Origin of the sequence: Alcaligenes pakistanensis, assembly GCF_014652815.1 — a bacterium.
In the GTDB taxonomy this organism is placed as follows: Bacteria; Pseudomonadota; Gammaproteobacteria; order Burkholderiales; family Burkholderiaceae_B; genus Alcaligenes; species Alcaligenes pakistanensis.
This window is the reverse complement of record NZ_BMZN01000003.1, coordinates 229,731-254,524: the sequence shown is the minus strand read 5'-3', so window position 1 is coordinate 254,524 and position 24,794 is coordinate 229,731. Positions and strand designations below refer to the sequence as shown.

Genomic DNA, 24,794 nt, shown 5'->3' with positions numbered 1-24,794 from the left:
GGGCCACAACACGCTAAAATGCTTTTCGTCTCTCTCTTTTTCATACTCTGTCATGTCGGCTAATAACGATAATCGTCGCAATTTTGTGCGCTTCTCCCTGGAACAGGGGGTGCTGCGCTTTGGTGAGTTCAAGGTCAAGTCTGGCCGTTTGAGCCCCTACTTTTTTAATGCCGGCCTGTTCAATACAGGACGCAGCGTGGGTCAGCTGGCCCGTTTCTACGCTCAGGCTCTGCTGGATTCGGGCGTGTCTTTTGACATGCTGTTCGGTCCTGCCTACAAAGGTATTCCTTTGGCAGCGGCAACATCGATTGCGCTGGCCGAGCATCCTAAAATTGGTGATCGTGACGTGCCTTTTGCGTTCAACCGCAAAGAAGCCAAAGACCACGGCGAAGGCGGCACTCTGGTGGGCGCTCCCTTGCAAGGTAAGGTCGTGATTATTGATGACGTGATTACTGCCGGTACGTCCGTGCGTGAATCCATGCAAATCATCAAGGCTGCAGGTGCAGAACCTGCTGCGGTGCTGATTGCTCTGGATCGTATGGAACGTGCGGGTAATGACCAGGAACTGTCTGCTCATTCTGCGGTGCAGGAAGTCGAGCAGGCTTATGGTATTCCTGTGATCAGCATTGCATCCTTGGCGGACATCATGGCCGTGCTGGCCGATGATACGACTTTGGACGCCCATGCGCCCCAGGTCAAAGCCTACCGAGATCGCTACGGCGTCTGATCAGTAGCGTTTTGAGCAGTAAAAAAAACACCAGGCTTTGGCCTGGTGTTTTTTTATCCGCTACGCGCAGAACCGGACTTTAGGCATCCAGTTTTTGCTTGAGCATATCGTTGATCTGCTGCGGATTGGCCTTGCCTTTGGCAACCTTCATGACCTGACCAACCAAAGCGTTAAAAGCTTTTGGCTTGCCCGCACGGTGCTGTTCGACAATGCTGGGGTTGGCGGCCAGAACTTCGTCCACCATGGCGCCAATGGCACCGGCATCGTTGATTTGTTTCAAACCACGGGCGTCGATGATGGCATCGACATCGCCGTTCAGCTCGCCATCCCACTGGGCCGCAAATACATCACGGGCAATCTTGTTGGAGATGGTGCCGTCTGCAATACGGGCAATCAGCTGCGCCAATTGTGCGGGGCTGACCTTGGAGTGCTCGATAGTCAGCTCTTCACGGTTCAAGGCAGCCGACAACTCGCCTAGAACCCAGTTGGCGGCCAGTTTGGCATTCGCGCTGGAACCCGCTTGCAAGATGGCTTCAAAGAAGTTCGAGGTAGCACGGTCTACGGTCAGTTGCGACGCATCGTAGCGGCTCAGCTCAAATTCCTGCTCGAAACGAGCCAGTTTTTGTGCGGGCAGCTCGGGCATGTCCTGACGAACCTGCTCGATCCATTCTTCGCTGATCAGCAGCGGTGGCAGATCGGGGTCGGGGAAGTAACGGTAATCGTGCGCATCTTCTTTGCTGCGCATGCTACGCGTTTCATCACGGTCCGAGTCGTATAGGCGGGTTTCCTGAACAACCTTGCCACCATCTTCAATCAGTTCGATCTGACGGCGCACTTCGTACTGAATGGCGCGTTCCAGAAAGCGGAAGGAGTTGATGTTCTTCAGTTCGCAGCGGGTGCCCAGTTCTTTCTGGCCTTTGGGACGCACCGAGACGTTGGCGTCCACGCGGAACGAGCCTTCCTGCATATTGCCGTCACAAATACCCAGCCAGACGACCAGACTGTGCAAGGCACGTGCGTAGCCTACAGCTTCAGCGGCCGAGCGCATTTCGGGTTCGGACACGATTTCCAGCAGCGGAGTACCCGCGCGGTTCAGGTCGATCCCGGTGCTGGATTCGCCGTATGGACCACGGAAGTTTTCGTGCAGGGATTTACCGGCATCTTCTTCCAAGTGGGCACGAGTCAGATTGATGGTTTTTTCTTCTTCGCCCAGCATGAAGCTGACGGTGCCGCCGCTGATGACCGGAATTTCCATTTGGCTGATCTGGTAGTTCTTGGGCAGATCAGGGTAGAAATAGTTTTTGCGCTCAAACACGGAGCGGGGGGCAATATGGCCACCCACCGCCAGACCCAGGCGGATAGCCCGTTCGGCTGCGCCACGGTTAAAGACAGGCAGTGCACCGGGCAGGGCCATGTCCACTTCGTTGGCTTGCGTATTAGGCAAAGCGCCAAAGCGGGTGCTGCTGCTGGAGAAGATTTTGGATTCGGTCGAGAGCTGGGTATGGGTTTCCAGCCCGATCACAATTTCCCATTCCATTATTGTTGTCCTGGTTGACGTTGATGCCAGTCGGTGACTTGCTGGAAGCGGTCGGCAAAGGCCAGCAATTGGCCTTCGCGGAAGTAGTTGCCAATAATCTGCAGGCCGATGGGCAAGGGGCGCTCATCGTTGCTGAAACCGCAGGGGATGGACATGGCGGGCAGGCCAGCCAGGCTGACGCCCAGGGTGTAGATATCGCCCAGCCAATCGGTAGTGGGGTCTTCAATGGTGGTGCCCAGCTTGCGGCCCAAGGCCGGGGTGACGGGGCCCAGGATCAGATCGCACTGCTCAAAGACTTTCTGGAAGTCGTCCACAATCATGCGGCGCACGCGTTGGGCTTGCAGGTAGTAGGCGTCGTAGTAGCCGTGGGAAAGCACATAGGTGCCCACCAGGATTCGACGTACCACTTCAGGGCCAAAGCCTTCGGAGCGCGAACGGGAAATCATGCTGCTCAGGTCGGTGTACTGATTGGCGCGGTGGCCAAAGCGTACGCCGTCAAAGCGCGACAGGTTGGTCGAGGCTTCGGCTGGGCTGATGACGTAATAAGTAGGAACGGACAGCTCGGTCAAAGGCAGTTGCACGGTGACGCGCTCTGCACCCAGGCTTTCGTAGGTTTTCAGTGCCGCTTCAATGGCATCCGCCACCACGGGGTCCAGACCAGAGCCAAAGAACTGGGCGGGGACACCAATGCGCAAACCCTTCAACGGCTGGCTGCCTTGGGCCTCTTGCTGAGACTGTTGCTGTTCAAACTGCTGACGAATACGGGCGCCTGTATTGGGCTGGTCGTCGCAAAATTCCAAGCTGGTGGCATCTTGCGGGTCAAAACCACACATGGTTTCAAGCAGATCCAGCAGATCGCGGGCATTGCGGGCAATCGGGCCGGCCTGATCCAGGCTGGAGCCGTAAGCAATAATGCCAAAGCGCGAAATAGTGCCGTAGGTAGGTTTAATGCCGCTGACGCCACACAGGGCGGCAGGTTGGCGAATCGAACCCCCGGTATCGGTTGCGGTTGCACCAGCAACCAGGCCAGCGGCAACAGCGGCGGCAGAGCCACCCGAAGAGCCACCGGGAACCATGGAATGGTCCCAAGGATTACGCACGGGTCCAAAGACCGAGCTTTCGTTGCGCGAGCCCATGGCGAACTCGTCGCAGTTGAGCTTGCCCAGCGAAACGGCACCGGCCGTTTGCAGCTTGGTAACGACCGTGGCGTTAAAGGGGCTGACATAGCCTTCCAGCATTTTGCTGCAGGCGGTGGTCTGCCAATCCTTAGTAACGAACAAATCTTTGTGGGCAATCGGGATGCCGGTCAAGGGACCGGTCTTGCCTTGGGCGATCAGGGCATCGGCGGCGTCGGCCTGGGCCAGGGTCAAGGCGGCGTCCTGCTGCACAAAGGCATTAAGCTCTTTTTGGCGGGCGCTATTGTCCAAGGCTTGTTGGGCCAGCTCGCGGGCACTGACGGTTTTGTTGTGCAGAGCTTGGCGCAGCGCTGCGATTGTCGCGAATTCAGGGGTAAAAGACATGGTTTTGCTTTATTCGATGACCGTGGGCACCAGAAACAGGCCATCCTGCTCGGCGGGGGCGTTGCGCATCATGGTCTCGCGGCTTTCTACTGTGCCGGAGGGCAATGCCTTGTCCTCGCGCAGGCGAAGACTGATCTGCTGGCGCGCGGACAAAGGGTGGGCCATAGGCTCAACGCCTTGAGTATCAACGGTTTGCAAGGTCTGGATCAGGCCCAGGATGCGCGTTAAATCGTGCTCGACCTGCAAGGCTTGTTCGGCAGAAAGATCAAGGCGCGCCAGTTGCGCAATACGGGCAACATCCTGTTCAGTGATAGACATGTGGGTGGGTACTGGAAAATGAGTAATAAAAAAATGCGGAAATCCGTCAGTTAAGGACAGTTTGGCACTTTTACAGCAAACGCGGGGGTTACAGAACTTAACTGACCATTAAAACAGTCCTAATGTAGAGCAATTATAAGTTATCATTGACCGTTTCCTTTCCAGGTATTTTTGAATTCGTTGCCTGGTTCTTGTGCCTGTCGTTTTACGCTTGAGTTCCGCGCCGAATTTACCTGCCTTTTTCCCCAAACACTTTACACTTTGCGCGCCCATGTTCGGATTCCTACGCAGTTACTTTTCCAGCGATATGGCAATCGACCTCGGTACGGCCAATACCCTTATCTATGTACGCGGCAAGGGTATCGTACTGGATGAACCGTCCGTTGTAGCCATCCGCCACGAAGGTGGACCTAATGGTAAAAAAATCATTCAGGCCGTCGGGCAGGAGGCCAAGCAGATGCTGGGTCGGGTGCCTGGCAATATCGAAGCCATCCGACCCATGAAGGATGGTGTGATTGCGGACTTTACTGTTACCGAGCAGATGCTCAAGCAGTTCATCCGCATGGTGCATCCACGCAGCATGTTTGCCCCCAGCCCACGCATTATTGTGTGTGTGCCTTGCGGCTCGACTCAGGTGGAGCGTCGCGCTATCAAAGAATCAGCATTGGGCGCCGGTGCCAGCAAGGTCTACCTGATTGAAGAGCCCATGGCGGCCGCAATCGGTGCGGGTCTGGCCGTATCCGATGCCAGCGGTTCCATGGTGGTCGATATTGGCGGTGGTACGACGGAAGTGGCGGTGATCTCTTTGGGCGGGATGGTCTATAAAGGATCGGTTCGCGTCGGCGGCGATAAATTCGATGAAGCCATTATTAATTACATCCGTCGCAATTACGGGATGCTAATTGGTGAACCCACGGCTGAGTTGATCAAAAAACAGATCGGTTCTGCATTCCCTGGCACTGAAATTCGCGAGATTGAAGTCAAGGGTCGCAATTTGTCCGAAGGGGTGCCACGCAGTTTCACCGTTTCGTCCAACGAGATTCTGGAATCGCTGACAGACCCCTTGAATCAGATCGTCTCTGCCGTTAAAACCGCTCTGGAACAAACTCCCCCTGAACTGGGTGCAGATATCACCGACAAGGGCATTGTCCTGACCGGCGGTGGTGCTCTGGTACATGATCTGGATCGTCTGCTGCAGGAAGAAACCGGTTTGCCCGTCGTGGTAGCCGAGGATCCCTTGACCTGCGTGGTACGAGGTTGCGGCGAGGCTCTGGAACATCTGGAGCGTCTGGAGTCTGTATTTATTTACGATTGATCTTTGCTTGACCCCCACGGCAGTGCTCTGCTTGTGGGGGCAAGTGATCGAGTGCTTGATTAATGCGAGAACAAGGCTCCATCCGGCTATTTAGGCGAGGCTCATCCGCTGAGCTGCGTCTGGCCGCTCTTTTGGTGCTGGCAGTCGCCTTGTTGATTACTGACTCTCGCTATGCGGTGCTCGAGCCGGTGCGTCAGGCTGTGGCTGCCGTGCTGTATCCCTTTCAGCGCGTCATGCTGGCTCCGCGCGATCTGGTCACCTACTTTAGTAGCTGGACCGACGCCGCCTCTACCGCCCGATCTGAAAAAGAAGCCTTGCAGCGCCAGCGTATCGAGCTGGCGCAATTATCGACCCATGCAGCCCAGCTTTCTGCCGAAAATGAGCAGTTGCGCCGTTTGTTGCAAGTGGCTGATACCGTCACCCAGCCGTCTGTCGCCGTAGAAGTTCTTTATGAACCCCCAAATGGCTACGCCCGTCACCTGATTTTCAATAAAGGCTCGGCCAGTGGCATTCGTGCCGGCATGCCGGTGATTGATGAAGGCGGTGTGGTTGGGCAAGTGGTGCGTGTCACGCGTTTTACCTCTGAAGCTGCCCTGATTACCGACGATAAAGTCTCGGTGCCGGTACAGGTATTGCGCAATGGCCTGCGTTTGATCGCTTTTGGCGGTAATCCTGGTGGCAAGGTGGAAGTCCGTTATCTGACGGGTGATGTAGACCTGGAGCCGGACGACACCTTGATTACCAGTGGCATTGGCGGTTTGTTCCCTGCCGGCTTACCCGTCGGTACTGTCAACAGTATTGAACGTGATGACGCCTCGGGTTTTGCGCTGGCTTTGGTGACCCCTTTGTCCCATCCCGAGCGTTACCGCCATTTTCTGATTTTGCTGGTGCCCGAGAGCGAACGCTCTCTTGAAGAGGACGAGGCCAATGATGCGACGCGCTGAGTCCCAGAATACTTCTAGCCGTACAAGCAAGACGTCTTCGCTGAGTAGCTTGCAGCCTATCGACAGCAGCCCATTTTCGCGCGCCTCCAGCCCCTGGTTGGTATGGGGCTCGATTCTGCTGATGTGGCTAAGCTCCATGCTGCCCTGGCGCCTGCTGCCCTTTGCCCCCGATATGCTGATGCTGGTGCTGGCCTTTTGGGCGGTACACGAGCCGCGTCGGGTGCCTATGTCACTGGCCTTTGTGTTGGGTATTTTGCTTGATGTCCATGATGGCAGCCTGCTGGGTGAACACGCTTTGGCCTATGTGCTGGTGGTGTACGGTGCCTTGTCGCTCCGTAAGCGCATATTGAATTTTGGGATGTGGACCCACTGCCTGCACATGGCGGTGGTCATGTTGCTGGCTCAGTTGATCGTGCGAGTGCTGCATGCCTGGCTGGTGGGTGAATGGTCTGGTTGGGAGTGGGCCGGTGGCGCTCTGCTGACCGCCGCCTTGTGGCCGCTGGCCGATAGTGTGCTGTTCTTGCCGCAGCGACGTCTGGACGAGTCCGACTCCGGTTCGTCCTGATCGGTAGGGCGGCCATGTTTGAATTCAAAAAAACCTCGCATCAGTTACGTCAGCGCATGTTGTTTCGTGCCCTGGTGGCGGCCGTTCTGGCCTGCGTACTGTTAGGGGTGCTGGGCGTGCGCTTGTGGTATTTACAAGTGGTGCGCTACGAAGGCTTTGCCGCCCGAGCCGATCAAAACCGTATTGCTGTTATTCCGATTACCCCTAGACGGGGTGAGATCCTGGACCGTAATGGCGAAGTCCTGGCACGTAATTACCGGGACTACACCTTGTCTGCCATCCCCGCCAACTTGGCTGCGCCTCTGGACGATGTGTTGGACCGGGTCGGGGAGCTGGTAGAGCTCAGCCCTCGTGATCGGCGTCGGTTCAAGCAGAGCGTGGCGCAAAACAGCCGATATGCCGAAACCCTGCTGCGCAATAACCTGAGCGATGAAGAAGCCGCCTGGTTCTCTGCTCATGCCTTTAAATTTCCAGGTGTGACCTTGCAGGCCCGCTGGGTGCGCGAATATCCTCAAGGCGAGGCTGCGGCCCATGTGCTGGGCTACGTAGGCCGTATTTCCGAGGGGGACCAGCAGCGTCTGGAAGAAACCGGGCAAACCGGTAACTACCGTGGTACGCAGGTTATCGGTAAAAAAGGAATTGAAAAGACCTGGGAAAAGACATTGCATGGCCGGACCGGCATCGAGGAAGTCGAAGTGGCTGCTTCGGGCCGTCCGGTACGTACGCTTAGCCGAGTAGACCCAGTGCCCGGTGCCAGCCTGCGCCTGTCGCTGGATATTGGCTTGCAGAAAATGGCCGAGGCCATGTTCGCCGGGCGACGCGGTGCTTTGGTGGCGATTGAGCCCAGCACAGGCGAAGTGCTGGCCTTTGTGTCAGCCCCGTCTTTTGATCCGAACTTATTTATTGACGGTATTGACGTGGAAAACTGGCGCAAGCTGAACGATTCGCCAGATCATCCCCTGATTAATCGCCCTATGTATGGCACGTACCCTATCGGCTCTACTTACAAACCCTTTGTGGCTTTGGCCGCATTGGAGCTGGGTAAGCGCCGGGCAACGGATCGTATTTCTGACCCCGGCTATTTTGAGTTCGGGGGCCAGCGCTTCCGCAACGCGGGTGGGGCGGTATACGGGTCTACCGATATGCACCGTGCCCTGGTTGTGTCTTCGGATACTTATTTCTATTCGTTGGGCCCGGAAATCGGCGTTGATAATCTGCACGACTTCATGAAGCAGTTTGGTTTTGGCCAACATACAGGCATTGATCTGGATGGTGAGCGCCAAGGCATTTTGCCTTCTACCGAATGGAAGCGTCAGGCCTACCGCAAACCGGCTCAGCAGCGCTGGTATGCCGGTGAAAGTATTTCGGTAGCGGTTGGGCAAGGCTATAACTCCTTTACCGTGCTGCAACTGGCGCATGCCACCGCCGTGCTGGCCAGTAATGGGATTGTGCGTCCCCCGCATCTGGTTACTCAGACCTTGAGCCCCCACGATCCGGAAATTGAGCAGCCGGTGCGCATTGATGCCACCTTGATTCCCTTGAAGCAGGCCAACCTGGATGTGATCAAACGTGCGTTGGTGGACGTGGTGCGCCTGGGTACTGCACGTCGGGCGTTTGCTGGTGCAGCGTATCAAGCGGCAGGTAAGACCGGGACAGCGCAGGTGTTTAGCTTGCGCGGGGCCAAGTACAACGCCAATGCCATTGACGAGCGTTTGCGCGATCATGCTTTGTTTATGTCTTACGCTCCGGCAGAGAACCCCAAGATTGCAGTGGCGCTGATTGTAGAGAATGCCGGTTGGGGTGGTTCGGTGGCGGCACCTATTGTGCGCAAGGTTTTTGATTATTGGCTGGTAGAGCGGGGGCAGATGCAATGAGGCGGCTTTTGCAACTGGGCCTGAGAGCCATTACCGCCTTTGATTGGCCCTTGCTGCTCTTGCTGGTGCTGATGGCCGCGCTGGGTATGACAGTCATGCATTCGGCTGTAGGCGGGACAGATTGGCGTTTTGCGGACCAGGTCCGTAATTTTCTGCTGGCATTTGGAGTGATGTGGCTGGCGGCTTTGATTCCGCCTGCCATGTGGATGAAGCTCGCCCCGGTGGTGTATTCAATCGGCGTAGTGTTGCTTTTGGGCGTGGAGTTCTTTGGCGAAACCAGCAAGGGCGCTACACGCTGGCTGGATCTGGGCGTGGCCCGTATTCAGCCCTCGGAAATGCTTAAGATTTCGGTGCCTTTGATGCTGGCTTGGTACTTTCATCGTTACCAGCGGGCCAAGATGAGTTTGCTGGACTTTATGGTGGCGGGCATCTTGCTGATGATCCCGTTCTTGCTGATTGTGCGTCAGCCCGACTTGGGTACAGCCTTGCTGGTGTTCGCGGCTGGTTTCTGCGTTATTTACTTTGCAGGCCTGTCTTTCAAGCTGATTGTGCCGATTGTGGTCGTGCTGGTCGTGGGTATCAGCGCCTTGTTGTACTACGAAGACTATATCTGCGTACCAGACATGGATTGGGTCGTGCTGCATGACTATCAAAAACACCGGGTGTGTACGCTGCTTAATCCTGGCAGTGATCGCCTAGGCAGAGGCTTTCACACCATCCAGTCCATGATTGCAATTGGTTCGGGTGGTGTTTATGGCAAAGGCTACATGATGGGGACACAGTCTCATCTGGACTTTGTGCCTGAACGCACAACAGACTTTATTTTCGCCGTCTTTGCAGAAGAGTTTGGCTTGTATGGCGGCATCATGCTGCTGGTGCTCTATGCCTTGTTGATCCTGCGCGGCTTGTCGATTGCTGCCGTGGCACACACGCAATTTAGCCGCTTGCTGGCCGGCTCCATGTCCATGATGCTGTTCGTTTATGTGTTCGTGAACATCGGCATGGTGGCGGGGATTTTGCCTGTGGTGGGCGTGCCCCTGCCGTTCCTGAGCTATGGCGGTACTGCATTGATGACTCTGGGAGTCGCGTGCGGGATGTTGATGAGCATCAGCAACGATAAACCGGCACGGCCTACTTAATAAGCCAGCTTTCTATACGGTAATCCCCCCACGACTGCGCTGGGGGGCCTATCACCCTAATATCAACTGTTCGCTGTCTTTGCTCTGGTACAGGCCCAGCAGCAACTTGCGTATGGGCGCCGGCAAAGCGGTCTGTTCCAGCGCTTCATGATCCTGCCATTGCTGGCCAGCAGTTGGCTCGGCTAAGTCAAACTCGTCGACTTGCAGCAGCCAAGGCGTGATGTGCAGCTTGAAGTGCGAAAACACGTGCTGAAATGAAGCCAATGAAATAGCTTCTTCGCGGGACCAATGCAAGGCAGCGGTTTGAAGGCTCATGGCATCGTCGTACTGAGGCAAGGTCAGCAGCCCCCCCCAAATGCCTTTATCCGGACGCTGCTCCAGCAATACCTGGCCGTTCAATTCCAGAATCAGCACGTGCGCATAGCGTTCATCCTGGCGGAGGCGCTCTTTGGGGCTGGGCAGCTCAGACTGCGCCTGATGCGTGTGGGCGTAGCAGTCGCTTTGCAGGGGACAGAGACTACAGGTGGGTTTGCTGCGAGTACAGCACTGCGAGCCCAGATCCATCAGCCCTTGAGTGTAGGTGGCCATGTTCAGGTCGGCAGGAGCTAAAGCCACTACTTCCTCGGCCTGCGCCCACAGTGCATTTTCCACCGCCTTTTTTTGCGTAGGTCCGTACACCCCAAAATAGCGGGTAAAAACGCGTTTGACGTTGCCGTCCATGATGGGGCTGCGCTCCCCAAAACAGAAGGCGGCGATGGCACAGGCTGTGGAGCGGCCTATGCCGGGTAGAGTCGCTAAATCGACCGCTTGGCGAGGGAAACTGCCACCCCATTGTTCCATGACCTCACGGGCGCAGCGGTGCAGGTTACGGGCACGGGCGTAGTAGCCCAGCCCCGCCCAATAGGGCATTACTTCGTCTTGTTCGGCAGCGGCCAGGTCCTTGACGGTGGGGAAGCGTTCCAGAAAACGCTCGTAATATCCCAGTACAGTCGCGACTTGGGTTTGTTGCAGCATGATTTCCGAGAGCCAGACACGATAGGGGTCTTGCGTGTTCTGCCAAGGAAGGTGGTGGCGGCCGGACGTTTTTTGCCAGGCCACCACTTTTTCGGCCAGATTGTTGGGGCAGGGTACAGGAAGCGACATCAGTATTGAGTACTACGGGTAACAGACCAGCGAGCTGCCAGTGCGCCCAAAATAGCGACCAGAATGGCGGCTGTCAGTAAGAGAGAGAATTCTGGCAGGCTCAGCGTCAATTGGACGCCGTAGCTTTGGGCCAGACTGGATAAAGCTTTGTTCAGGGGAGTCAGGGCCAATAAGGCCAAGCCGCAGGCCAGGGCGCTGGCAAGCAGGCCAGTCAGCGCGCCCATATACAGAAAGGGGCGGCGTACAAAGGCCTCGGTAGCACCGACCAGACGGGCTACCGCAATTTCCTCACGCTGGTTCAGGGCTTGCAGACGGACCGTATTGAATACGGTCGCAATCACCACTACGCCCACGCCCGCCATCAAAATCCATAAGCCAATGCGGATGAAGCTCAAGATGGCAGCCAGACGTTGCACCCATTCGCTGTCCAGCAGCACGCTGTCCACGCCGTCACGGGTTTGCAAGGTCTTGGCCAGGGAGTCGGCCCGCGTTACCAGATCCGGGGTTTCATGCAGGGTCAGCACAATCGCGTGCGGCAAGGGGTTACTGGGCAAAGCCCCCAACGCATCCGTCCAGCTGGGATTGCTTTGCAGCTGTTTCAGCGCCTGTTCTTTGCTGACCAGTCGGACATTGGCCAGCTCGGCCTGAAACTCTTTCCCAACTGCCTGGCTGAAGGCTTGGGCCTGTTCCAGCGTGCTGTTCTGTTTCATGAACACGGTCATTTCGGGTGAGGTGGGAATCTCGCGCACCACGGGCTGGGCGGCCAGCAAGATACTGGCTCCCAAAACCGGTACGGCCAAGGTCAGGGCAATGACCAGCAGATTGGACAGGGACGAGAAGGGCTGCACTTTCAGGCGGCGCAAGGCGACCAGAAAGGCATATTGGTGATGACGCAGCCAGGTTCTCATGCCTGCACTCCTGGGTGATCGGAAAAGCGGCCGTCTTGAATCAGCAGTGTTCTACGGGCATAGCGAGACATTAAATTCAGATCGTGCGAGGCAATCAGCGTAGTCACCCCCACCCGGTTAAAGTCCATTAATACATCCATGATGCGTTTGGCGTTATCGGCGTCCAGATTGGCGGTGGGCTCGTCCGCAATCAAAATGGCAGGGCGATTCACAATGGCTCGGGCAATAGCCAGCCGTTGTTGTTCCCCACCGGACATTTCCACAGGTTTTAAATCCTCTTTGCCGCGCAAGCCTACTTTTTCCATGGCAGCACGGGCACGTGCGTGGGCGGTACTGGGTTCCAGACCCACCACAGCCAAGGGTAAGAGCACATTGTCCAGTGCGCTTCGGTCTTGCAGCAAGTGCGTATCTTGCAGCACAACGCCGACAGCACGCCGCAGATACGGCCGAGCGCGGGCCGGGAGCTTGTCTAGCCGGTGTCCATTAACCTGCACCGAGCCGCGGCTAGGCAGTTCCAGACCGCCGATCAGGCGCAGCAGGGTGGATTTACCGGCTCCGGACGGGCCAGACACAAAAATAAATTCGCCGTCATCAATGCGAAAATTAATGTCGGCAAGAATATTTTTACTGCGGCCATACGATTTGAAAACGTGTTGAAACTCGATCATCGCGACGCACAATTAAAGAGGAATCTGCTTGGAAAACCCCTATGGAATTACCGTAGGGGCTGGCATGAAAATGTCGGCGTAGGTAAAAGTAAATGTCAGACTGTTAGAGGGAAACCCCCGATTTTTGTTTCTACAGACTGGCTCTACGATTGGACACCACAGCTTAGCTGCAATTGTAATCTGCATCCATTTACCAAAAGTAAACAGGAGGTGATATTCCATGACCTTAGTGAAAACCATTGCATGTAGTGTTGCGTTGATGGCGTTTGCCGCCAATGTACACGCAGGTGAAACGCTGGACTCAGTCAAGAAAAAGGGCTTTGTTCAGTGTGGCGTTTCAACCGGTATCGCAGGATTCTCGCTGGCAGACAGTAAGGGCGTCTGGTCAGGCATTGACGTTGACATGTGCAGTGCCATCGCCGCCGCTGTTTTTGGTGATGCCAAGAAATTCAAAGTTACGCCTTTGACCACCCAGCAACGCTTCACCGCCTTGCAATCGGGCGAGGTCGATGTCCTGACTCGTAATACAACCGCTACGATTTCGCGTGACACGACCTTGGGTTTGGTCAGCACTGGCGTTAACTACTATGACAGCCAGGGTGTGATGGTTAAAAAGACCTTGGGAGTCAAAAGCGCCAAAGAGCTGGATGGGGCTGCTGTATGCGTACAGCCAGGCACCACGACCGAGCTGAACCTGGCTGACTGGTTCCGTGGCCAAGGCATTAAATTCAACCCTGTGGTGATTAACAACCCTGAAGAGGCCATGCGTTCCTTCACGTCGGGTCGTTGCGATGGCTTTACCAGCGATAAGTCGCAGCTGGCTGCCATGCGTGCTGCCCAGACCACGCCGGATGAATTCGATATTTTGCCGGAGGATTTCTCCAAAGAGCCTTTAGGCCCATTCGTGCGTCAGGGTGATGATGACTGGTTCACCTTGGTACGTTGGACACTGAATGCGATGCTGGAAGCCGAAGAATATGGCATTACCAGCGCTAACGTAGATGAAAAGACCAAGAGCGATAATCCCAATATTCAGCGTATTTTGGGTGTGTCCGGCGAACTGGGCAAAGGTCTGAAGCTGGATAACAAGTGGGCCTACAACATAATTAAACAGGTCGGCAATTACGGCGAAAGCTTCGAGCGTAATCTGGGTAAATCCACTGCATTGAAGCTGGATCGCGGTTTGAATGCACAATGGCGTGACGGTGGGGTGATGTACGGCTGGCCAGTGCGTTAAGATTTCGATCTTCACTGTTTGTTGTTGCGTCTGGCTTCGGCCAGACGCGCGCCACCTCGCAGGGCTACGCGTAGTGCTGCAACCACGGGTTTTACGCTATGGCACAAAATACACCTGCCGCGCCAGCCCCTAAACGGCGCTTGTCCTGGAATGATCCGTTTACACGCGGCATTATTTATCAGGTGCTGATTTTGGGCGTGCTGGGTTTTTGCGTTTGGTATCTGGTCTCCAATACCTTGCACAATCTGGCGGTACGCAATATTTCCACGGGTTTTGATTTCCTCAATCGTGAGGCAGGTTTTGCCATTGGCGAATCGGCCGTGGCTTACACGCCTGCCGATACCTATGGGCGAGCCATTCTGGTTGGCCTGGTCAATACCTTGAAAGTAGCGGTTATCGGCATTATTGCCGCAACCGTGTTTGGCACGATTCTGGGCATTGCACGCTTGTCCAAGAACTGGCTGATTTCCCGGCTGGCTGGTTTTTACGTGGAAGTGATGCGTAATGTGCCACTGCTGCTGCAATTATTCTTCTGGTATGCCCTGATTACCGAAACCTTGCCGGGACCTCGGCAGGCCTTAAATCCGGTCGGCGGCGTCTTTCTGTCCAATCGCGGCCTGAAACTGCCCACCTTGCAGGGTGATGGCATGGACTGGATCTTTATCGGTCTGGGCGTGGCCGTGGTGCTATGGGTCTTGATGGCGCACTGGGCGCGTCGTCGTCTGGAAAAAACAGGCCGTCCTTTCCCCACAATTCGCTTTGGCTTGCTCTTGTTGATCCTGATGCCGGCATTGGCCTTGGTCCTTAGCCCCGCGCCGCTGGCCCTGGATGTACCACGTCTGCAAGGCTTCAACTTTGTTGGTGGTTTGACCTTATCGCCCGAGTTCGCGGCGCTTCTGGCTGGCCTGATCACCTATACCTCGGCCTTTGTGGCTGAAGTGGTGCGCTCCGGTATTCAGGCAGTGGGCAAAGGGCAATGGGAAGCAGCTCAGGCCTTGGGTTTGTCTCGTGGTCGCATGATGCGTCTGGTGGTCTTGCCTCAGGCCTTGCGGGTGATCGTGCCCCCCATGACCAGCCAGTATCTGAATCTGACCAAAAACAGTTCATTGGCTGTCGCCATTGGCTATCCCGATATTGTGTCTGTGGTGAACACCACCTTGAACCAGACGGGGCAGGCGATTGAAGGCATTTTGATCATCATGGCGGCGTATCTGACGGTCAGCCTGTCGATCTCGGTCTTTATGAACTGGTACAACAATCGTATCGCCTTGGTGGAGCGCTAAATGAGTCTTACGCCTACATCCACCGTAACCGGGCCACCACCGCTACAGCGGGGTACCTTGGGCTGGCTGCGCCAGAATTTGTTTTCCTCCCCCTTAAATGCCATTTTGACGGTCTTGTCGGCTTGGCTGCTCTTGATGACCGTGCCTGCCGTCCTGGACTGGCTGTTCATCAAGGCCAATTTCGACGCGCAAACCGCGCAGGACTGTCGTGCCAGTGCAGGCGCTTGCTGGGCGTTTATCCGTGAAAAGCATCGCCTGATCCTGTTTGGTATCTATCCCTACGACGAGCAGTGGCGGCCCTTGCTGGCCTCGGTGCTGCTGACTCTGCTGATTGTTTGCAGCTGCATACGCTGGTTCTGGAAGCCTTGGCTGCCTTTGTTGTGGCTGGTCGGCCTGACTGTTGTGGGCATCTTTATGTGGGGTGGCCTGTTTGGCCTGAGCTATGTGGAAAACAGCCTGTGGGGTGGTTTACCACTGACCTTGATTCTGGCTACCTTCGGCATTGCTTTCGCTTTCCCATTGGGTTTATTGCTGGCTTTGGGACGTACCTCGCGTCTGCCCGCTGTCAAAGCGGTGTGCGTGGTCTACATCGAGCTGATTCGTGGCGTACCGCTGATCAGCCTGCTGTTCATGTCCTCGGTGATGCTGCCTTTGTTCATGCCCGAGGGCTTTAACATCGACAAGCTGCTGCGTGCCCAGATCGCCATTATTCTGTTTGCCGCTGCCTACATTGCGGAAACCGTGCGTGGCGGACTGCAAGCTATTCCCAAAGGGCAGTACGAGGGGGCGCAGTCACTGGGTCTGAGCTACTGGCGCACCATGCGTCAGATTATCCTGCCACAGGCGCTTAAGATCGTGATTCCTCCTCTGGTAGGCATCTTTATCTCCCTGTTCAAAGACACCTCCCTGGTCGTTATTATCGGTATCTTCGATTTGACCCAGGCGGCCAAAGTGGCCCTGGCCGATGCGGCCTGGCGTGGGTTCAGCCGGGAAGCCTATCTGTTCATCGCACTTATTTATTTTGTGTTCTGCTACTCCATCTCTCGCTACAGTCGTGCTCTGGAGCGACGCTTGGAAACGGGGTATGAACGCTGACACAGGTAGTAAAGCGTTTGGGGCGACCCGACGCTTTGCTGGCTAGACAAGGAGTTTTGCATGGCAGACGCCATTATTCAGCTAAAGAACGTCAATAAATGGTATGGGCAGTTTCATGTGCTGCGTAACATCAATCTGGATGTGGCCTCGGGCGAGCGCATCGTTATTTGCGGGCCATCGGGCTCGGGCAAGTCCACCCTGATTCGTTGCATCAACCGTTTGGAAGAGCATCAACAGGGGCAGATTATTGTGGCTGGCGAAGAGCTGACCAACGATGTACGCCAGGTAGAAGCCATCCGACGCGATGTCGGTATGGTGTTCCAGCATTTCAATTTGTTCCCACACCTCACTGTGTTGGAGAACCTGACCTTGGGGCCTATGTGGGTGCGTCGTAAAACCAAGGCTCAAGCGCAGGAACTGGCCATGCAGTACTTGGAGCGGGTTCGTATTCCTGAACAGGCGGATAAGTATCCCGGACAGCTTTCCGGCGGTCAGCAGCAGCGCGTGGCCATTGCACGTTCCTTGTGCATGGAGCCTAAAATCATGCTGTTTGACGAGCCAACCTCGGCTCTGGACCCGGAAATGGTCAAAGAGGTGCTGGAAGTGATGGTTGAGTTGGCCCATACCGGCATGACCATGCTGTGCGTGACCCATGAGATGGGTTTTGCGCGTAAAGTGGCTGATCGGGTCATCTTTATGGATCAGGGTGAAATCATCGAGCAAAATACGCCTGATGAGTTCTTTGACTCGCCACGCAGTGAAAGAACGCGCGAGTTCTTAAGCCAGATCATTCATTAAGATCAAGGGCTGCTCTTGATGGGCTGCCTCGTGCAGCCCATATGCATTTTAATTTCAAGGAAAAAAGTGATGTTTCGTGTCTGTAAGTGGCTGCTGGCTGTCTCTGGTGTTGCGGCTGTTGTAGCTGCGCCTGCTGTGATGGCAGAGGATTCTTACCCCTCCAAACCTATTCAGTTCGTGGTGCCTTACCCTCCGGGTGGTCCTCTGGATAGCATGGCTCGCTTGCTGGCTGAACGCGTCAAAGGTGATCTGGGCACGGTGGTGGTGGAGAATAAATCCGGTGCGGGTGGCAATATCGGCGCCAGTATCGTGGCCAAGGCAGCGCCAGACGGTTACACCCTGATGATGGGTGCGGTAGCGATTAACTCTATCAATCCTTGGTTGTACAAGACGGTACCTTTTGATCCGATCAAGAGTTTTGAGCCTATCGCTTTGGTCGCTTCGGTGCCCAACATCCTGATCGTGAACAAAGACTTTGCCGAGCAAAACAAGATTGCTACGGTCCAGGACCTGGTCAGCTACGCCAAAGAGCACCCTGGTCAGATGAACTTTGCATCGGGCGGTAACGGTAGCGCTGGGCACCTGGCGGGTGAAGTGCTGAACACTCGCGCCGAGATCAACTCTGTGCACGTACCTTATGCTGGTGCCAACCCTGCCAAGACGGCTTTGCTGGCTGGCCAAGTGCATTTCATGTTTGATAACCTGGCCTCCGCTGCGCCTTTGATCAAGGCGGATACTGTTAAAGCCTTGGCGGTGACGACTCTGGAGCGCTCCAGCTTTTTGCCTGAAGTGCCCACCATGGAGCAAGCCGGTGTGAAACCTTTTGATCTGGGCACCTGGTTTGGTGTGTTTGCTACTGGCGGCACTCCGCAGCCTGTTTTGGACAAGCTGCATGCCGCTTATGCCAAGGCTTTGATGGACCCTGCCGTGCGTGAAGCGTTGGCGACTATGGGCTCTGATGTGCAGCCGGGCACCATGGTGGAATTCAGCGAGCTTGTCAGCAAGGACCTTAAGAAGTACAAAGAAGTCGTTGCCGACTCGGGTGCCGAGTTGTTCTGATGTTTCAAGGGCTTAGCATTGGTTGCAATGAGTGACTGAAGTCTGGATGGTTACTCGTAAGATTAAGAATTGTTAAAGAAGGCAGTGAAGTCTGTTTTGAGGTACCTGCTTTGGACGCCGCTTGCTAGTATTAGGGCGTTCAACCAGTCCTGGTACTTAATTTGAGATTACGGAGCCAATAATGACAATTTCCATTCGTTCTGCAAAATTAGCAGCGTGCGCTGGTGCTTTTTCCCTGTTGGCCGCTTGCGGCACTATGGACAATATGGGCACGGGCGGTCGTACCGCCGTCGGTGCTGGTGGTGGTGCCGCTTTGGGGGCGGGTATTGGTGCTTTGATTGGCGACAGCAGTAAGGCGGCCATGATCGGTGCTGGTATTGGTGCCTTGGCTGGCGGTATTGCTGCTTATAACTGGTCTGGCATCAAGAAGGATGTTCAGCAGTCCGGCGCAACCAGTCTGGGTGTGGATGTGACTGAAATGGCTGATGGCAGCTTGCGGGTCAACATTCCAAGCAGTGTGTCTTTTGACACGGGGCGTTATCAGCTGAAGCCTGCGTTGCTGCCTGTTCTGGATAGCGTGGCTCGTGCGATGAATCAGCATCCTGAGCTGCGCGCCAAGTCTATCGGCCATACCGATAGCACGGGTTCGGCACAGACTAATCAGACTTTGTCGGTTAACCGAGCAAGCGCTGTGACCAATTATCTGAATCAGCAGGGTGTGGGGCAGGGGCGTTTGATGGTTGAAGGCCGCGGTGCAAGTGCTCCGATTGGCGATAATGCGACGGCAGAAGGCCGTGCCATGAACCGTCGAGTGGAGTTGTATTTGTACGCTCCGCAGAAGTAAGTCTCTGCTGGCCGCCTTAGCGCGTGCTGACAAGAAGCCCGGTTTTCTAACCGGGCTTTTTTTGTGCTTGATCGGTGAGTAATAGCACGGTTTTAAGGCAGTATCCTCTGCTTGCTGCCTGTTGTTAGCCGTGAGCTGCCGATTGGCGCTTATCTGTTGTCGTTGATGGCATTACCGTTTCTTGAGAGTCAGGGCTGATTATTGAATGAAGTCCAAGGACTCATACCGCGGCTATTCAGTAAGTTAGGCTTAACTGGCGTCTCCTGCAACGATCTCTTTCGCCTACAAACGCGACTTCTTCTTTACTTGAGCCACTACATTTCAAAAAGGGAAAAGCCCTAAGCAGACATACAGTCCACTCAGGGCTTTTCATCTATCAAAGCCGATACCAAGCTGTAAGCGGGTAGGCAAGCATCAGGCCTGAACTACGTTTGCCTTAAACAGGCATCAAGCATCCTGATACAGCTTGCTCCCTTGCTGAACAAACTGTACCGACATCTCCTTCATTCCCAAATCAACAGCAGATTGCTCATCCAGGCCGTTGGCCTTGGCATAGTCCCGTACATCCTGCGAGATCTTCATGCTGCAGAACTTGGGCCCACACATCGAGCAGAAGTGCGCCACTTTCATGGAGTCCTTGGGCAAAGTCTCATCGTGGAACTCACGCGCCGTATCCGGGTCCAGACCCAGATTGAACTGATCATCCCAGCGGAACTCAAAGCGGGCCTTGGATAAAGCATTGTCCCGGAATGCCGCCGAAGGATGGCCCTTGGCCAGATCAGCCGCATGGGCCGCGATCTTGTACGTAATGATGCCGTCCTTCACATCCTTCTTGTTCGGCAAGCCCAGATGCTCCTTGGGCGTCACATAGCACAGCATGGCCGTGCCTTGCCAGGCAATCATTGCCGCACCCAAACCGGAAGTGATGTGGTCGTAGCCCGGTGCAATATCGGTCGCCAAAGGCCCCAGGGTATAAAAAGGGGCCTCATGACAGTGCTCCAGCTGCAATTGCATATTCTCTGGAATTAAATGCAAAGGCACATGACCAGGACCTTCAATCATGACCTGAACATCATGCTTCCAGGCTACCTGGGTCAACTCACCCAAGGTGCGCAACTCCGCGAACTGAGCCTGATCATTCGCATCGTAGCCCGAGCCAGGACGTAGACCGTCACCCAGTGAAAATGCCACGTCGTACTGCTTCATGATCTCGCAGATGTCTTCGAAACGCTCGTACAAGAAGCTTTCGCGGTGATGCGCCAGACACCATTTGGCCATGATGGAACCACCACGCGACACAATACCTGTCATGCGGCTGGCCGTCATTGGCACAAAGGGCAAACGCACGCCCGCGTGAATCGTGAAGTAATCCACACCTTGCTCCGCTTGCTCGATCAGGGTGTCACGGAAAATATCCCAGGTCAGGTCTTCGGCAATGCCGCCTACCTTTTCCAGCGCCTGGTAAATAGGCACCGTACCGACAGGAACTGGTGAGTTACGAATGATCCATTCGCGCGTCTCGTGAATGTTCTTGCCCGTAGACAAATCCATGATGGTGTCCGCGCCCCAGCGGATCGCCCAGGTCATTTTCTCGACCTCTTCACCAATCGTGGAACCCAGGGCGGAGTTACCGATATTAGCGTTGATCTTCACCAGGAAATTACGGCCAATAATCATGGGCTCCGTTTCCGGATGGTTGATATTGGCGGGCAAAATGGCCCGGCCACGCGCAATTTCGTCCCGGACAAACTCGGGAGTGACCGTGGTCGGTAAGCTGGCACCGAAGCTTTGACCAGGGTGTACCTTAGTCATGCGACGAGCCATCTCTTCACCTTGCGGTCCGCTTGCGCGCAAACTCTCAATGTATTGCTCACGTCGCAGATTTTCCCGAATCGCTACAAACTCCATTTCGGGTGTGATGATGCCGCGTCGCGCATAATGCATTTGAGTGACATTCGCGCCAGAAATGCTGCGTCGGGGCTGGCGCTTGAGTTCAAAGCGCAGCGTGTCCAGTTCTGGATCGGCCTGGCGCACCTGACCGTATTGGCTGTTAAGTCCTGCCATTAACTCTGTGTCGCCGCGCTCGGCGACCCAGGCTTGGCGTAGCGGTGGCAGGCCTTTGCGGATATCGATCTGCACCGTGGGGTCTGTGTAAGGCCCGCTAGTGTCATACACGCTTAAAGAAGGGTTCGGCTCGGCGCCGAATTGGCTGGGAGTATCAGCCAGGGAAATTTCCCGAAAAGGCACACGTAGATCAGGCCGTGAGCCAGTTTGGTAGGTTTTTCGGGAGTTGGGTAAGGGCTGGATCGCAGCCGGGTCTACGCTGGCCGCTGTGGCCGTAAAAGAAGGGGTTTTGCTTGTCATTGCAGCTCCAAAAGATGGTGGAGCCGATATAGGAAGAAGTACCGGGCAGGCATTGCACCTGTGGCACACGCTCCCAGCATCGGCATTATCCGTACTGGTACGAGGGTGTGTCTCAACCCGCCAATTGGCGAGTACCCCTGCGTGCTGACAAGTATAGGTATCTTGGAGCGTCTTGTGGACGTATAAGGCTTATTTTCTTTTCATGCCATTAAGCAAGTGCCGGATGGTTTGATCCAGGTGATCACGTTCTTTTGCAGGCAAAGCCACGATTTCGTCCACGGAGAAACGGCTGAATGGCCAGCTCACAATGGGTGGGCCTTCGCCGGAGTCTTGCAGTGTCAAGGCATGGGCCGAGCTCAACTCCATAGTGCCCAGTCCATTCTTGAGCCATTGGGCACTGATATTCAGGGCTTTTGCCAGGTCCAGAATCTCGCGCGCGTCACGTCGCGTACCGCTCTCGTAATTAGAGATGGCGCTTTGACTGAGATTGCATAAGCGTGCAAGTTCGGCTTGGGAAAAGCCGCGTTGCAGGCGGGCGTGGCGTAGGCGATCAGAGAAGTGTTTCACACTACAGATTGTTCATGGAACGACCTGCACGATGGTTTTGAAGAAAAACCCCGTATGTGATAAAACGGTTAAGCTCAAATAGATAGTAGGACTTGGGGGAAGGGCTTTGTGGTAGCGCGGGCAGGACCGGGATCGGTGTAGGGTGTATGCCATACAGAGACAAGCGGCGATGCGCCTGGTAAACAGGCGGAAAGCAGCGGAATTTAGCGTTTTCTCATGCCGTCCAGCAAGTGACGGATAGTGCGATCCAGCAAATCACGTTCACCATCTGCCAAAGCAACCACTTCATCCACGGAGAAGAGACGGAAGGGCCAAGAGACAATCGGAGGGCCTTCCTGGGGTTCGGACAAGGTATAGCCGTCATCCATGAATTCCATCTTGCCTGTGCCTTTGCGCAACCAAAGAGCGCTGACATTCAAGGCTCTAGCCAGTTCCAGAATTTCACGGGCATCCCGACGAGTGCCATTTTCGTAATTGGAAATTGCGCTTTGACTCAATCCGCATAGACGTGCCAAACCAGCCTGAGAAAGACCGCGGTGTTGACGTGCATGGAGAAGGCGTTCGGAAAAGTGTTTCACACAACAGATTGTTGATGCAAAGTCAATCACGATGGTTTTAATTAAAAATCACAGTCGTGATTTATACTGTCCGACAGAGTCATCAGATGTCATTATAGTTAAGGTATCAACTATGTCGGTTGCAAATGAAATTGCTGGCGGTCCTGTTGTGCTGTACTTGGCCAGTGCTATCCCTGATCGAAGCCTGTTGGAACAAAAAATTCAGGCGCTGGCAGAGCGTGGTTATCGTCTTATTTTCTGCCCGGATGCGACGGCCTTACTGCAGTTGGCCCAGACACGGGGCCGTTATGCGGGCTCGATATGTATCGCTTGGCTGGGTGGCACCTTGGCCGAGATCTGCTCGGCTGCTGTGCGCCTGCGTATCCTGTGTCCCCAAATCGGAATCCTGATGCAGTCCGATGCGACAGATTCAGCCATGCTCCAGGCTTTGCATAGCGGAGGGGATCAGTTTTGCCCCAAAGATGCCTCTTTGGAGCTGCTAGCAGCCAGTTTGCATAGCTTGCGACGTCGCCTGATGCATATGCCCGTGATTCCTGAGCCTTCCTTGACACAGGAGTGGGTGCTGGATCAGGAGGGCTGGACGCTGATCTCGCCTATAGGCATCTCGTTCAGCCTAACCAGCACAGAGCGTGCTTTTATTGTGCGCTTGCTGCAACAGGAAGATAAACGGGCCAGCCACTACGAGCTGATGCGTGCTGTCGCCAGCAAGACGGATGTAATTAGTAATCCACCCGGTGCCCTGCATATCAATCGTCTAGGCGTTCTGGTCAGCCGTATGCGGCGCAAATTCATGCAGGGTGGGACAGCTTTGCCCATCCGCTCTATCCACAACTGGGGCTACACCTTTGCCGCTAATTGCCAGCTACTGGCAGAGCCCATGCGTTACTAGGACAGGGCAATTAAAAAGGCTCTGCCAGTATTAACTGAGCAGAGCCTTTTTCTATGTTGCAGCGGCTTGAGGTTTAGTAATAGCGCTGCACCGACAAGTCGTCTGCACGGATGGCGGGCTCTTTGTTGCTGATCAGATCAGCCAGCAGTTGCGCGCTACCGGTGGCCAAGGTCCAGCCTAAGGTCCCGTGTCCGGTATTCAGGAATAGGTTGGAGTAACGGCTGCGGCCCACAATCGGGGTGCTGTCCGGTGTCTTGGGACGCAGGCCTGTCCAGAAATGCAGATCTGCATCGCTTTGGTAGCTGCCAGGGAACAGATCGTTCAAGACCATCAGCAACGTTTGTTCGCGGCGCGGATTCAGGTGCTTGCTAAAGCCCACCACCTCAGCCATACCACCGACTCGAATACGCTTGTCAAAACGGGTCAGGGCTATCTTGTAGCTTTCGTCCAGCAAGGTGGAGTGGGGCGCTCTGGATTCGTCGGCAATCGTAGCCGTGATGGAGTATCCCTTAAGGGGATAGACCGGGATGGCTTGCAGGTCTTTCATCAGGCCCGTGGACCAGGAACCCAGTGCCACGACATAGGCGTCCGCCGTCAGCAAGCCGTCGGAGGACTGCACGCCACTGATTTCATTGCCGCTGCTGTGAATACGCTGAATATTCTGATTCCAACGGAATTCCACGCCTTCCTGTTCAGCCAGCTCGGTCAGGCGACGGGTGAACATTTGGCAGTCGCCGGTTTCGTCTTCGGGGAAACGCAGCCCACCGCTCAATTTGTGCTCGACATGACGCAGGGCGGGCTCGATCGTATGCAGTTCAGACGCGGCCAGTAGCTCATAGGGCACGCCGGCTTCTTTCAGCACCTCGATATCTGCCGCAATGCCATCCAGTTGCTTTTGGGTGCGGAATACTTGCAAGGTGCCTTGGGAACGATGTTCGAACTGGATATCCGTCTGGGCGCGCAGCTCGGCCATGCAATGGCGGCTGTATTCAGCCAGCCTCACCATACGTTCTTTATTGACGGCATAGCGATCCGCTGTGCAGTTGCGCCACATGGCCAGCAGCCACTTAATTTGGCTCAGTGTGCCGTCGGGGCGAATGGTCAGGGGAGGGTGCTTGTCGAACATCCACTTAATGGCCTTGCGCGGGATACCCGGCGCAGCCCACGGGCAGGCATAACCAAAGGAGAGCTGACCGGCGTTGGCAAAACTGGTTTCCAGAGCAGGCCCAGACATGCGGTCAACGACCGTTACGTTATGTCCTTGGCGAGCAAGATAATAAGCGCTGGTTACACCTTCTACTCCAGCACCTAGCACGAGGATCTTCATACGGTTCCTTGGGAGCATCACCCGAGAGGGAGAGTGTTGCGTTCAGGCGCGGCAAGACCGCGCGTTCTGTCGCAATTCGATACGTTTTATCCGTC

Annotated in this window: 23 protein-coding genes; 13 read left to right on the top strand and 10 right to left on the bottom strand. The window is 55.3% G+C overall.

The annotated features are described in order from the left end of the window. Nucleotides 1-52: 52 nt before the first annotated feature. A complete protein-coding gene (gene pyrE, locus IE156_RS10480) occupies nucleotides 53-727 on the top strand; it encodes an orotate phosphoribosyltransferase (protein ID WP_189392487.1) in 675 nt (224 codons plus the stop codon). A 79-nt stretch (nucleotides 728-806) separates the two neighbouring features. Here the strand turns inward: pyrE and gatB are convergent, their stop codons facing one another. Genes gatB through gatC form a run of 3 tightly spaced genes read right to left on the bottom strand, consistent with a single transcriptional unit; the run spans nucleotide 807 to nucleotide 4,102 of the window. Beyond that, on the bottom strand, nucleotides 807-2,264 hold the full coding sequence (gene gatB / locus IE156_RS10475; RefSeq protein ID WP_189392486.1) for an Asp-tRNA(Asn)/Glu-tRNA(Gln) amidotransferase subunit GatB: 1,458 nt from the start codon (nucleotides 2,262-2,264) through the stop codon (nucleotides 807-809). Beyond that, nucleotides 2,264-3,784 carry an Asp-tRNA(Asn)/Glu-tRNA(Gln) amidotransferase subunit GatA gene (gatA, locus tag IE156_RS10470; protein WP_189392485.1) on the bottom strand — a complete coding sequence of 507 codons (1,521 nt, stop codon included), beginning with the start codon at nucleotides 3,782-3,784 and terminating at the stop codon, nucleotides 2,264-2,266. The genes gatB and gatA overlap by 1 nt, the downstream gene beginning before the upstream one ends. Nucleotides 3,785-3,793: 9 nt before the next feature. Then, on the bottom strand, nucleotides 3,794-4,102 hold the full coding sequence (gene gatC / locus IE156_RS10465) for an Asp-tRNA(Asn)/Glu-tRNA(Gln) amidotransferase subunit GatC (RefSeq protein ID WP_189392484.1): 309 nt from the start codon (nucleotides 4,100-4,102) through the stop codon (nucleotides 3,794-3,796). 271 nt (nucleotides 4,103-4,373) lie between these two features. Between gatC and IE156_RS10460 the strand changes: the two genes are divergently transcribed. The 5 genes from IE156_RS10460 (at nucleotide 4,374) to rodA (ending at nucleotide 9,939) form a co-directional block, all read left to right on the top strand. Further along, entirely contained in the window at nucleotides 4,374-5,417 is a 1,044-nt protein-coding gene (locus IE156_RS10460) for a rod shape-determining protein (RefSeq protein WP_189392483.1), read from the top strand. Nucleotides 5,418-5,479: 62 nt separating this feature from the next. Further along, nucleotides 5,480-6,361 carry a rod shape-determining protein MreC gene (gene mreC, locus IE156_RS10455; protein WP_189392482.1) on the top strand — a complete coding sequence of 294 codons (882 nt, stop codon included), beginning with the start codon at nucleotides 5,480-5,482 and terminating at the stop codon, nucleotides 6,359-6,361. Beyond that, nucleotides 6,345-6,926 (top strand): rod shape-determining protein MreD, encoded by a 582-nt coding sequence (gene mreD, locus IE156_RS10450; RefSeq protein ID WP_189392481.1) that lies wholly within the window; start codon nucleotides 6,345-6,347, stop codon nucleotides 6,924-6,926. The genes mreC and mreD overlap by 17 nt, the downstream gene beginning before the upstream one ends. Nucleotides 6,927-6,940: 14 nt before the next feature. After that, a complete protein-coding gene (gene mrdA, locus IE156_RS10445; RefSeq protein ID WP_189392480.1) occupies nucleotides 6,941-8,800 on the top strand; it encodes a penicillin-binding protein 2 in 1,860 nt (619 codons plus the stop codon). Beyond that, nucleotides 8,797-9,939, top strand: a complete 1,143-nt coding sequence (rodA, locus tag IE156_RS10440; RefSeq protein WP_189392479.1) for a rod shape-determining protein RodA — start codon at nucleotides 8,797-8,799, stop codon at nucleotides 9,937-9,939. Before mrdA ends, rodA begins: the two co-directional genes overlap by 4 nt. Nucleotides 9,940-9,990: 51 nt before the next feature. On the opposite strand, the gene mutY is transcribed toward rodA, so the two are convergent. Genes mutY through IE156_RS10425 form a run of 3 tightly spaced genes read right to left on the bottom strand, consistent with a single transcriptional unit; the run spans nucleotide 9,991 to nucleotide 12,658 of the window. After that, the gene (mutY, locus tag IE156_RS10435) at nucleotides 9,991-11,082 is read right to left on the bottom strand and encodes an A/G-specific adenine glycosylase (RefSeq protein WP_189392478.1); all 1,092 of its coding nucleotides are present in this window, start codon (nucleotides 11,080-11,082) and stop codon (nucleotides 9,991-9,993) included. Then, nucleotides 11,082-11,990 (bottom strand): cell division protein FtsX, encoded by a 909-nt coding sequence (locus IE156_RS10430; protein ID WP_189392477.1) that lies wholly within the window; start codon nucleotides 11,988-11,990, stop codon nucleotides 11,082-11,084. The genes mutY and IE156_RS10430 overlap by 1 nt, the downstream gene beginning before the upstream one ends. Beyond that, nucleotides 11,987-12,658 (bottom strand): cell division ATP-binding protein FtsE, encoded by a 672-nt coding sequence (locus IE156_RS10425; protein WP_189392476.1) that lies wholly within the window; start codon nucleotides 12,656-12,658, stop codon nucleotides 11,987-11,989. The genes IE156_RS10430 and IE156_RS10425 overlap by 4 nt, the downstream gene beginning before the upstream one ends. A gap of 220 nt (nucleotides 12,659-12,878) precedes the next feature. On the opposite strand from IE156_RS10425, the gene IE156_RS10420 reads away from it, so the two are divergent. The 6 genes from IE156_RS10420 (at nucleotide 12,879) to IE156_RS18640 (ending at nucleotide 18,974) form a co-directional block, all read left to right on the top strand. Beyond that, the gene (locus IE156_RS10420) at nucleotides 12,879-13,895 is read left to right on the top strand and encodes an amino acid ABC transporter substrate-binding protein (protein ID WP_189392475.1); all 1,017 of its coding nucleotides are present in this window, start codon (nucleotides 12,879-12,881) and stop codon (nucleotides 13,893-13,895) included. 98 nt (nucleotides 13,896-13,993) lie between these two features. Next, nucleotides 13,994-15,178 (top strand): amino acid ABC transporter permease, encoded by a 1,185-nt coding sequence (locus IE156_RS10415; protein WP_189392474.1) that lies wholly within the window; start codon nucleotides 13,994-13,996, stop codon nucleotides 15,176-15,178. Next, nucleotides 15,179-16,273, top strand: a complete 1,095-nt coding sequence (locus tag IE156_RS10410; RefSeq protein ID WP_189392473.1) for an amino acid ABC transporter permease — start codon at nucleotides 15,179-15,181, stop codon at nucleotides 16,271-16,273. 60 nt (nucleotides 16,274-16,333) lie between these two features. Next, nucleotides 16,334-17,071, top strand: coding sequence for an amino acid ABC transporter ATP-binding protein (locus tag IE156_RS10405; protein ID WP_189392472.1), 738 nt, complete (start codon nucleotides 16,334-16,336; stop codon nucleotides 17,069-17,071). Nucleotides 17,072-17,140: 69 nt separating this feature from the next. Further along, nucleotides 17,141-18,130, top strand: a complete 990-nt coding sequence (locus IE156_RS10400) for a Bug family tripartite tricarboxylate transporter substrate binding protein (protein ID WP_189392471.1) — start codon at nucleotides 17,141-17,143, stop codon at nucleotides 18,128-18,130. Nucleotides 18,131-18,311: 181 nt separating this feature from the next. Continuing rightward, nucleotides 18,312-18,974 (top strand): YiaD family glycine zipper/OmpA-like lipoprotein, encoded by a 663-nt coding sequence (locus IE156_RS18640; RefSeq protein ID WP_472238527.1) that lies wholly within the window; start codon nucleotides 18,312-18,314, stop codon nucleotides 18,972-18,974. Nucleotides 18,975-19,421: 447 nt separating this feature from the next. Here the strand turns inward: IE156_RS18640 and thiC are convergent, their stop codons facing one another. The 3 genes from thiC to IE156_RS10380 form a co-directional block, all read right to left on the bottom strand. Continuing rightward, nucleotides 19,422-21,338 carry a phosphomethylpyrimidine synthase ThiC gene (gene thiC / locus IE156_RS10390; protein WP_189392470.1) on the bottom strand — a complete coding sequence of 639 codons (1,917 nt, stop codon included), beginning with the start codon at nucleotides 21,336-21,338 and terminating at the stop codon, nucleotides 19,422-19,424. Between the two features lie 189 nt (nucleotides 21,339-21,527). Next, nucleotides 21,528-21,905: a helix-turn-helix domain-containing protein gene (locus IE156_RS10385; protein WP_189392469.1), complete on the bottom strand. Its 378-nt coding sequence runs from the start codon at nucleotides 21,903-21,905 to the stop codon at nucleotides 21,528-21,530. A 203-nt stretch (nucleotides 21,906-22,108) separates the two neighbouring features. Beyond that, on the bottom strand, nucleotides 22,109-22,483 hold the full coding sequence (locus IE156_RS10380) for a helix-turn-helix domain-containing protein (protein ID WP_189392468.1): 375 nt from the start codon (nucleotides 22,481-22,483) through the stop codon (nucleotides 22,109-22,111). A 112-nt stretch (nucleotides 22,484-22,595) separates the two neighbouring features. Between IE156_RS10380 and IE156_RS10375 the strand changes: the two genes are divergently transcribed. After that, entirely contained in the window at nucleotides 22,596-23,372 is a 777-nt protein-coding gene (locus tag IE156_RS10375; RefSeq protein WP_189392467.1) for a response regulator transcription factor, read from the top strand. Nucleotides 23,373-23,445: 73 nt separating this feature from the next. Here the strand turns inward: IE156_RS10375 and IE156_RS10370 are convergent, their stop codons facing one another. Then, entirely contained in the window at nucleotides 23,446-24,699 is a 1,254-nt protein-coding gene (locus IE156_RS10370; RefSeq protein ID WP_189392466.1) for a D-amino acid dehydrogenase, read from the bottom strand. Nucleotides 24,700-24,794 lie beyond the last annotated feature (95 nt).